Annotated in this window: 8 protein-coding genes; 7 read left to right on the top strand and 1 reads right to left on the bottom strand. The window is 70.8% G+C overall.

What is annotated here, in order from left to right; all coding sequences use genetic code 11:
• The first annotated feature begins 16 nt into the window (after positions 1-16).
• The 6 genes from rsmA to dacB all read left to right on the top strand — a co-directional run bounded on the left by rsmA (position 17) and on the right by dacB (position 7,132).
• Positions 17-961, top strand: coding sequence for a 16S rRNA (adenine(1518)-N(6)/adenine(1519)-N(6))-dimethyltransferase RsmA (gene rsmA / locus ADL01_RS13635; protein ID WP_053742236.1), 945 nt, complete (start codon positions 17-19; stop codon positions 959-961).
• A complete protein-coding gene (locus ADL01_RS13630; RefSeq protein WP_053742235.1) occupies positions 958-1,851 on the top strand; it encodes a 4-(cytidine 5'-diphospho)-2-C-methyl-D-erythritol kinase in 894 nt (297 codons plus the stop codon). Before rsmA ends, ADL01_RS13630 begins: the two co-directional genes overlap by 4 nt.
• A gap of 227 nt (positions 1,852-2,078) precedes the next feature.
• Positions 2,079-2,336: a hypothetical protein gene (locus tag ADL01_RS45340; RefSeq protein WP_053742234.1), complete on the top strand. Its 258-nt coding sequence runs from the start codon at positions 2,079-2,081 to the stop codon at positions 2,334-2,336.
• Positions 2,337-2,537: 201 nt separating this feature from the next.
• Entirely contained in the window at positions 2,538-3,317 is a 780-nt protein-coding gene (locus ADL01_RS13620; protein ID WP_053742233.1) for an MHYT domain-containing protein, read from the top strand.
• A gap of 136 nt (positions 3,318-3,453) precedes the next feature.
• Complete coding sequence (locus ADL01_RS13615; RefSeq protein WP_053742232.1) at positions 3,454-5,490, top strand: nitrate- and nitrite sensing domain-containing protein; 2,037 nt, start codon at positions 3,454-3,456, stop codon at positions 5,488-5,490.
• A gap of 265 nt (positions 5,491-5,755) precedes the next feature.
• Positions 5,756-7,132 carry a D-alanyl-D-alanine carboxypeptidase/D-alanyl-D-alanine-endopeptidase gene (dacB, locus tag ADL01_RS13610; protein ID WP_053742231.1) on the top strand — a complete coding sequence of 459 codons (1,377 nt, stop codon included), beginning with the start codon at positions 5,756-5,758 and terminating at the stop codon, positions 7,130-7,132.
• Between the two features lie 88 nt (positions 7,133-7,220).
• Here the strand turns inward: dacB and ADL01_RS13605 are convergent, their stop codons facing one another.
• Positions 7,221-7,487, bottom strand: coding sequence for a hypothetical protein (locus tag ADL01_RS13605; RefSeq protein WP_053742230.1), 267 nt, complete (start codon positions 7,485-7,487; stop codon positions 7,221-7,223).
• Between the two features lie 352 nt (positions 7,488-7,839).
• On the opposite strand from ADL01_RS13605, the gene ADL01_RS13600 reads away from it, so the two are divergent.
• Positions 7,840-9,651, top strand: a complete 1,812-nt coding sequence (locus ADL01_RS13600) for an ABC-F family ATP-binding cassette domain-containing protein (RefSeq protein ID WP_053742229.1) — start codon at positions 7,840-7,842, stop codon at positions 9,649-9,651.
• Positions 9,652-10,003 lie beyond the last annotated feature (352 nt).

The raw sequence follows: 10,003 nt of genomic DNA, 5'->3' as shown, positions 1-10,003 counted from the left end.
CCCGTACCCTGGACCCGTGAGCACCAGCCCCGCCCCCAGCCCCGCACCCGCACCCGATGCCCTGTTCGGCGCCGCCGACATCCGTGAGCTTGCCGGTGCCCTTGGGGTCCGGCCCACCAAGCAGCGCGGCCAGAATTTCGTGATCGACGCCAATACCGTCCGCCGTATCGTGCGCACCGCCGGTGTGCGGCCCGATGACGTGGTCGTCGAGGTCGGGCCGGGGCTCGGTTCGCTCACCCTCGCGCTGCTGGAGGCCGCCGACCGGGTCGTCGCCGTCGAGATCGACGACGTGCTCGCGGGCGCGCTGCCCGCCACCGTCGCCGCCCGGATGCCCGGCCGGGCGGACCGGTTCGACCTCGTGCACTCCGACGCCATGCGCGTCACCGAACTGCCGGGGCCCCCGCCCACCGCACTGGTCGCGAATCTCCCGTACAACGTCGCCGTGCCCGTGCTGCTGCACATGCTGGAGACGTTCCCGAGCATCGAGCGGACCCTGGTGATGGTGCAGGCGGAGGTCGCCGACCGGCTCGCCGCGCCGCCCGGGTCGAAGGTGTACGGCGTTCCGTCCGTGAAGGCCAACTGGTACGCCGAGGTCAAGCGGGCCGGTTCCATCGGCCGCAACGTCTTCTGGCCCGCGCCCAACGTCGACAGCGGGCTCGTCTCCCTCGTCCGCCGCGCCGAGCCGCTGAAGACGACCGCCGACCGCCGCGAGGTCTTCGCCGTCGTGGACGCGGCCTTCGCCCAGCGCCGCAAGACCCTGCGCGCCGCGCTCGCCGGATGGGCCGGGTCGGCCGCCGCCGCCGAGAGCGCCCTCGTCGCCGCCGGTGTCTCCCCGCAGGCCCGCGGAGAGTCCCTGAGCGTCGAGGAGTTCGTCCGCATCGCGGAGAACAAGGTGGACAGCAAGGTGGACAGCAAGGTCCCGCACACCCATGTCGATGACGAGGAGTCGGGGCAGCAGTGAGCGTCACGGTTCGCGTTCCCGCCAAGGTCAACGTCCAGCTCGCGGTGGGTGCCGCGCGTCCCGACGGCTTCCACGACCTCGCCAATGTCTTCCTCGCCGTCGGCCTGTTCGACGAGGTCACCGTCACCCCGGCAGCGGAACTCCGGATCACCTGTGACGGGCCGGACGCCGCCCAAGTGCCCCTCGACGGTACGAATCTCGCCGCCCGTGCCGCCGTCGCGCTCGCCGAGCGGTACGGCCGTACGCCCTCCGTGCACATCCACATCGCCAAGGACATCCCCGTCGCCGGCGGGATGGCGGGCGGCAGCGCGGACGGCGCCGGTGCGCTGCTCGCCTGCGACGCGTTGTGGGGGACCGGTGCCTCGCGTGTCGAACTCCTCGACATCTGCGCCGAGTTGGGCAGCGACGTGCCCTTCAGTCTGGTGGGCGGGGCCGCGCTCGGGATCGGGCGTGGAGAGAAGCTGACGGTCCTGGAGACCGGCGGGACCTTCCACTGGGTGTTCGCCGTGGCGGAGCGCGGGCTGTCGACACCGGCGGTGTTCCGGGAGTTCGACCGGCTGGTCGCTGACAGTGACGTTCCGGTGCCCGTCGCCTCGCCCCGGCTTCTCGACGCGCTCGCCGCGGGCGACCCCGACGCGCTCGCCGCCGCCGTCTCCAACGACCTTGAGCCTGCTGCCCTTTCGCTCTTTCCGGCCCTCGCCGACACTCTCGCCGCGGGCCGCGCGGCGGGCGCGCTGACCGCTCTGGTCTCGGGTTCCGGTCCGACGACGGCGTTCCTCGCCCGGGACGCGGGGGCCGCCCGGCAGATCGCGGAGGCGCTCACGGCATCCGGTACCTGCCGTGCCGTACGGGTGGCCTCGGGGCCGGTGCCGGGCGCGAGCGTCCTGTGACAACGCACACACAGAGTTACCCCCAGGTCATCCCATTTGTCTGACGCGCACAGGGAATTCACGGTTCCTTGTCATCACGTGCTGCGGGCGGGGTGGGCGTGAAGCGTAGGGTCTTTTCAACTTCAAGCACTCGCCGTCGCGGATCTCAGCACGAGTTGCATGAGTGCGCGGCGGCGTGAGATCCCCCTTGGAGTGCCGACTCCCCAGCACGTCCGGAAGGCCCTTCCGTGTCCGAACCTCCCGCCAGCCATCGCAGGAAAATCCCCCTCGTCCGGTACGACGGGCAGTGCGTCAAGCGCCGTAAGTTCGCGGACGGTGCAGCCGCGCCCGGCAAGTGGCAGGAACTGACCGGCGATCGCGCGACCGCCGAGGGCCGCGGCACGGCGCTGGTGGCGGCGGGGGGCGCCACCGCGTACGAGCTGAACGGCCCCATCCCGTACGACCTCCCCGGCGAGGTCCGTACGGCCGTCGCCGCCCAGCCTTGATGATCACCGCCTCCTGGCGACCCCGGCCCCGATAGCCACTGCTGAGCGGGCCGCTCCGTCTCCAGACTGCATAGATATGCAGCTGCCCTGTTATCTACGTCACCGTAGTAGCCGAGGTCCGGCCAATCCCCGATCCTCTGCTGCCGGGTGTACCACCGAGGCGCGCCCCCTGCCCGCGCCCGGGCGAGAGGAATTCCACCCATGGGTCACATGGACCACTTCAGTGCCGGATGGGTCACCCCCGTTCTCTCCTATGCGATGGCCTGCCTGGGCTCCGCGCTCGGACTGCGCTGCACCGTACGGGCGTTGGAATCGGACGGCGCCTCCAAGCGGAACTGGCTGACGCTGGCCTCCTTCGCGATCGGGTCCGGCATCTGGACCATGCACTTCGTCGCGATGATGGGCTTCAGCGTGGAAGGCACCCCCATCCGCTACAACGTCCCGCTGACCGTCCTCAGCCTCGTCACCGCGATCGCCGTCGTCGCCGCCGGTGTCTTCACCGCCGGGTACGGCCGCTCCCGCGTCCGGTCGGTCGCCCTCGGCGGCCTCGGCACCGGCCTCGGCGTCGCCGCCATGCACTACGCCGGCATGTACGCGCTCAACCTGCACGGCACCATCTCGTACGACCCGCTGCTCGTCCTCGCCTCCGTCGCGATCGCCGTCGTCGCCGCGTCCGCCGCGCTCACCCTCACGCTGATCGTCCGGGGGCCCGTGCTGGCGACGATCGCCGCGCTGGTCATGGGGCTCGCGGTGAGCAGCATGCACTACACGGCGATGTTCGCGGTCGAGGTCGAGCTCGCGCCCAGCAGCGTGGAGCTGCCGGGGGCCACGGCCACGGAGTTCCTGTTCCCGCTGGCCGTGCTGCTGGGCTCGTTCCTGTTCCTCGCGTCCGCGTACGTCGCCCTGTCGCCGACGGGGAAGCGGGCGGAAGCGGAGAACACGGCGGAGCTGCTTCGCGCCGTCGAACTGTCGACCGCCTGACCTTCTCGCCCCGCTGCCGCCCCTGCCTGTCCCATCCCCTCGTCCCCAAAGCCCAAAGCCCAAAGCCCAAAGCCCAAAGCCCAAAGCCCAAAGCCCAGACGGCCGGACCGGCTGAAAACTAACGACCGAGGTTCCCATGAATCTGGCTCGCATCTCCCAACGGCTCCGGCCCCGATCCGTCCGGGCGAAGATCGTCGCCCTGCTGATGCTGCCAGTCGTCTCCCTCATGGCTCTGTGGAGCTTCGCCGCGGTCACCACCGCGTCCACCATCGGTGACGCCGAGCGGGCCAAGGAGGTCAACTCCGAACTCCTCGCCCCGGTAGCCGACTTCGTCACCGCGATACAGACGGAGCGCACCGCCGCCGCCCGCTACGCCGCCGACCCGAAGTCCGGCGACGAGGACGCCCTCACGCGGACCGAGGCGGCCACCGACAACGCCACCGACGCGCTGCTCGACGGCGTCAACGCCGCCAGCTCCGACGCCGCGCTCCTCAACTCCGCGCTCCCCGACCGCCTCGGCAAGCTCACCGCCGACGTTCACGGGCTGGCCGCGCTGCGCGCGTCGAAGGCCGGCGGCAACAACGCGACGCAGCGCGCGTACACGGCGTACACCGGCATCGTCGAGGACGCCTTCGCCGTCACCGGCGCGCTGACCGGGGAGAAGGGCACGACCACCGCGTCCGAGGCCCGCGTCGTCCTCGAACTCGCCCGCGCCCGCGAGGCCCTGGCCCAGGAGCAGGCGCTCCTCGCGGCGGGCGGCGCGGCCGGAAGGCTCACCGGCGAGCAGTACGCGCTGTTCGTCGGCGCGGTCTCCGTCCAGCGGGACCTGCTGAAGCCGGCGGTCGCCGATCTGCGCCCCGAGCACCAGAAGGCGTACAACACGCTTCTGGAAAGCGGGAGTTGGGATCAGCTCGTCGGGACCGAGAACCGTGTACGCAGTGCAGGACCCGGCGAATCAGCCGTGTCCGGCGGCCTGTTGAGGGGCTGGGACAACTCCGCGAGCACCGTACTGAGGTCCCTCGCCAAGGCCGAGACCGAGGCCGGTACGGCAGCCGCCGCCAAGGCCAACCCGTTCGGCTGGGACACCCTCGGCGCCTCCGGAGTCGCCGTACTCCTGGGCCTGGTGGGCGTGTTGCTGTCGCTCCTCGTGTCGGTCTCCGTCGGACGCGGCCTGATCGTGGAACTCCTCGACCTGCGCAACTCGGCCCTCGAGGTCGCCGGCCGCCGGCTCCCGCAGGCCATGCGGCGCCTGCACGCCGGGCACGGCGTCGACATCGACGCCGAAGCCCCGATGCGGCGCCTCGCCGGCGACGAACTCGCCCAGGTCGGCACCGCGTTGACGGCCGTACAGCGGGCGGCGCTCAAGGCGGCCTCCGAGCGCGCCGAACTCCTCAGCGGCATCTCCGGCGTGTACGTCAGTCTCGCCCGCCGCAGCCAGGTGCTGCTGCACCGCCAGCTCGACATCCTCGACAGCCTGGAGCAGCGCCCGCGCGAGGCCGCCGAACTGCACGAGCTGTACCGCGTCGACTACCTCGCCACCCGGATGCGCCGCCACTCCGAGAGCCTCCTCATCCTGTCCGGCATCGCGCCCGGCCGTGGCTGGCGGGACCCGATTCCGCTGGCGGACACCCTGCGCGCGGCGGTGGCCGAGATCGAGGACGCGAGCCGCGTCCAGATCTGGGCGGCCCCCCGCGTGTCCCTGAACGGCGGCTCGGTGGCCGACGTCATCCATCTCCTCGCCGAACTCGTCGAGAACGCGGCGTCGTTCTCGCCGCCCAGCACCAAGGTGCAGTTGCGGGCGGCCCGGATGCGCGACGGTGTCGTCATCGAGGTCGAGGACAGCGGCTTCGGCATGAACGAGGACGCGATGGCCGACGCCAACCGCAAGCTCCGCTCGGAGAAGGTCGACCTCCTCGACGCCAAGCAGATCGGCCTGTTCGTGGTGAACCGCCTCGCGGACCGCCAGGGCCTGCGCGTCGAACTCCGCAATTCCCCGAACGGCGGTGTCACCGCGGCCGTCCTCATCCCCGAGAACCTGCTGCGCGACGACATGCCGGCGCACGAGCACGAGATGCCGGCGCCGGCAGCGGAGGCAGGCGCCGGGGCGGGCGGCCGGTCACTGGCACCGGCGGCGGCACTGATTCCGAAGCAGCGGGGCGAGCACCCCTCGTAACCCTTCACAGCCCCCGCGTCACCCCCGGATGTACGCCCCCGCGCGCGCTGCGGCCGCGGCGACCTGGACGGGGGTGAGAGGGGAAATTCGGCGACTGGCGTTCGCGAACTCGTGATCTCCATCTCTTACTTGGGAGTCATCTTTCGCCGGCCGCGGGGTTATGTGATCACTTGTGCTGTACGGATCTTTTGCGCCACGGGGGCCGAACTCCACCCCACTGCGTCGACTTGGCCTTCCGCTGGCGCATATCACGGAAAGTCCCCCCATGAACCACAGCCCCGAAGTCGTGCCCCCTCCCACCTTCACGCCGGGCGGTCGCCACGGGCACCGCAAGCCGAAGCAGTTCGGTGCGGGTGCCCGCCGCGCCCTGGTCCTGGCCATGGCCGTGCCGGTCGCGTCAGCGGCGCTCGTCGGCCCCTCGGCCTTCGCCGCCGACGGGAAGACCACAGCGACGGCCCCCGACACGACCCCGGACACCAACGGCGGCCTCGACTCCGCCGACCAGGCGATCGCGGCGAACCTCAACACCCGTGTCATCGACGAGCGCCTGGGCAACAACGTCAGCGGCGTGGTGCTGGACGCCGAGTCCGACGGCACCGTCTGGGACCACAACGGCGCCACCGCGCTGATGCCGGCCTCCAACACCAAACTCGCCACCGCCACCGCCGCCCTGACGGTGCTCGGCCCGGACCACCGGTTCAAGACGAAGGTCGTCTACGGCGACGGCACCCTCACCCTCGTCGGCGGCGGCGACCGGACCCTGACCACCGCGGACCTCGCCGCCATGGCCAAGGACGCGGTGGCCGGACTGAAGGCCGCGGGCCTCACCGGTGTGAAGGTCGCCGTGGACGACAGCCTCTTCCCCGAACCGACCCTCGCCAACGGCTGGAAGCCCGACTACTTCCCCGGCGACGTCGCCCCGGTCCGCGCCCTCGTCGTCGACGGACACGCCGTCGACGACACCTCGATCGACGCCGGCCAGGTCTTCGCCCAGCAACTCGCCGCCGACGGCATCACCGTGGACGGCGAGGTCACCCGCCGCACGGCGGCCATCACCGACGTACCGGTGACCCGCCACAAGTCCGCCAAGCTGTCGGACATCGTCCACCACATGATCAAGGTCAGCGACAACAACACCGCCGAGACCCTGCTGCGGATGACCGCACTGCGCGCCGGCCAGCCCGCCACGTTCGAGGGCGGCACGACGGTCGTACGCGACGTGCTGAGCCGGTACGGAGTGTCGCTGGAGAACTTCGAGATGTACGACGGCAGCGGCCTCTCCCGTGCCAACCGCATCCCGGCCCGGACCCTGGCCGAGATCCTCGACCTCCTGACGGAGAAGCGCTTCGAGTACCTGCTGAGCTCGATCCGTGACGGCCTCCCGGTCGCGGGCGAGGCCGACAGCACGCTCGGCCCGGAGTGGGGCCGCTTCGACGACCCGAACTCCTCCTGCGCCGTCGGCAAGGTGCACGCCAAGACGGGCACCCTCACCGGCGCCATCGCCCTGAGCGGCCTGACCCAGGGCAAGGACGGCCGCTGGAAGGTCTTCTCCTTCGTCGAGAACGGCTCCACGGCCTCCGGCAGCGCCATCAAGGACGCGATGGACGGCCTGGCCGCCACCGTGAACGGCTGCTGGGCATAACGGCAGCCGGACTGACGCGAGCGTGCGCCCCGGGTGCGGATACCCCGGGGCGCACGTTCTGCGCCCTGCGCGCGGGGCCGACGTAGATCTACGCGTCTACGCGCCCCACGATGCGCGCCGTGGCGGACGACGTCTGGATGGACTGGCGGCACTCCGGCCCGGACGGTGGCGCCGGGTGGCCGTCGAGGGCGCGGCAGAGGGCGGCGTGGAGGTGTTCGGCCTCGGCGGGGGTGAGGGTCAGTTCGGTGTCGGCCGCCTGATCGCCGACGCGAGTCGGGCGCAAGGGGAGGACCAGACGGTCGTCGTCGCCGCGACGCAAGGGGCGTTGGGGGACGCGCTCGACCTTCCAGGTCATGAGGATTCCTCCTCCTTCGTCTCCAGCCGTCCGATGCAGGCGAGGCGGTACGTGCCCCACAGCTCGCGTCCGTCCTCGCAGCCGTCCGACGCCCTGCGCACACGCGTTCGGCGAACTGAAACCGGCAGCTGACTCACCGCTGTACGACGCCATGCTTCTGGATCTGCGCTGATCCACGCCCTGCCCGCCGCGGCTCCGGCGTCTCCCCAGGCGAGTGCTGTCGGGGAGCCGAAACGATCAACGACGACGTCCCCGTGAGAAGCCGCCTCGCGCCCCCGGGGAATCCGCCCGCCCACGCCACCCACCCCGCCGACTACCCTGGAAGGTCGACCCACCCCACCTCAGGAGCAAAATGGCCGTCAACCTCGTCAATGTCGAGAACGTCAGCAAGGTGTACGGGACCCGTGCCCTGCTCGACGGGATCTCGCTCGGGGTGTCCGAGGGGGACCGGATCGGTGTCGTGGGTCGTAATGGCGACGGCAAGACCACCCTCATCCGGATGCTCGCCAAGCTGGAGGAGGCCGACACCGGGCGGGTCACCCACTCCGGGGGCCTGCGTCTGGGCGTGCTCACCCAGCATGACTCGCTCGACCCGGCCGCCACCGTCCGCCACGAGGTCATCCGGGACATGGCGGACCACGAGTGGGCCGGGAACTCCAAGGTCAGGGACGTACTCACCGGGTTGTTCGGCGGGCTCGACCTGCCCGGGTTCCCGCAGGGGCTCGACACCGTCATCGGGCCGCTCTCCGGTGGTGAGCGGCGTCGCATCGCGCTCGCCAAGCTGCTCATCGACGAGCCCGACCTGATCGTTCTCGACGAGCCCACCAACCACCTCGACGTCGAGGGCATCTCCTGGCTCGCCCGGCATCTGCGCGAGCGCCGCTCCGCGCTCGTCTGCGTCACCCACGACCGCTGGTTCCTCGACCAGGTCTGCACCCGTATGTGGGACGTGCAGAAGGGCGATGTGTACGAGTACGAGGGCGGCTACACCGACTACGTCTTCGCCCGCGCCGAACGCGAGCGCATCGCCGCCACCGAAGAGGTCAAGCGGCAGAACCTCGTCCGCAAGGAGCTGGCGTGGCTGCGGCGCGGCGCCCCCGCCCGTACGTCGAAGCCGCGCTTCCGCGTCGAGGCCGCCAACGAGCTGATCGCCGACGTACCGCCGCCCCGGGACAGCAGCGAGCTGATGAAGTTCGCGTCGTCGCGGCTCGGCAAGACCGTGTTCGACCTTGAGGACGTGACCGTGCAGGCCGGGCCCAAGGTGCTGCTCAAGCACCTCACCTGGCAGCTCGGCCCCGGCGACCGCATCGGCCTCGTCGGGGTGAACGGCGCCGGCAAGACCTCCCTCCTGCGTGCCATGGCCGAGGCATCCCGCAGCGGCGGCGAGACGCAGCCCGTCGCCGGGAAGGTCGTCGTCGGCAAGACCGTCAAGCTGGCCTACCTCTCCCAGGAGGTCGGCGAGCTCAACCCCAACCTGAGGGTCCTGGAGGCCGTACAGCAGGTCCGGGACCGCGTCGACCTCGGCAAGGGGCGCGAGCTGACCGCCGGGCAGCTGTGCGAGACGTTCGGGTTCGGGAAGGAGAAGCAGTGGACCCCGGTCGGCGACCTGAGCGGTGGTGAGCGGCGGCGGCTGCAGATCCTGCGGCTCCTGATGGACGAGCCCAACGTCCTCTTCCTCGACGAGCCCACCAACGACCTCGACATCGAGACCCTCACCCAGCTCGAGGACCTCCTCGACGGCTGGCCCGGCTCCATGGTCGTCATCTCCCACGACCGGTTCTTCATCGAGCGGACCACCGACCGCGTCTTCGCCCTCCTCGGCGACGCCACCCTCCGTATGCTGCCGCGCGGCATCGACGAGTACCTGGAGCGGCGTCAGCGCATGGAGGAGGCCGCGGCGGCCGCGATCCAGGCCGCCCCCTCCGCCGGTAAGGCCGTCACTGAGAAGAGTGCCGCCGACGTCCGTGCCGCGAAGAAGGAACTCCAGAAGATCGAGCGGCAGTTGGACAAGATGTCCGAGCGGGAGAGCAAGCTGCACACCCAGATCGCCGACAACGCGACCGACTTCGCGAAGGTCGCCAAGCTCGACGCCGAACTCCGCGAACTCTCCGGTGAGCGCGAGGAGTTGGAGCTGCGCTGGCTGGAACTCGCGGACGAGGCATAGCCGAGGCGCAGGCAGGTCGCAGGCAGGTCGCAGGGGAGCCATCAGGCAGGCCACAGGTGAGGCGCGCATGGCGTGAAGCTCGCAGACGTGGCGTGAAGGGCCCGTGAACGCGCATAACAGTGGCATCACGGGCCTGTTCGCCCTTGGGAACAGAGGTGGGCAGGGGCGGACACGGTCAGGTGGCGGACGGCCACGGAGTGGTAGAAAGAGCCCTCTGAGAACGCCCTGAAGTCCGCCTCAGGGTGTGGCTAAAAATCAGCTGAAGGGGGAACGCGCTGATGACCCAGCCGCCCAGCCAACCACCCCAGGGCGGCTTCGGACCGCCGCCAGAGGTACCGCAGGCACCGCAGGC

Origin of the sequence: Streptomyces sp. NRRL WC-3618 (assembly GCF_001280005.1) — a bacterium.
In the GTDB taxonomy this organism is placed as follows: domain Bacteria; phylum Actinomycetota; class Actinomycetes; order Streptomycetales; family Streptomycetaceae; genus Streptomyces.
The sequence above is the reverse complement of the archived record's forward strand: the minus strand, read 5'-3'. Positions and strand labels throughout refer to the sequence as shown.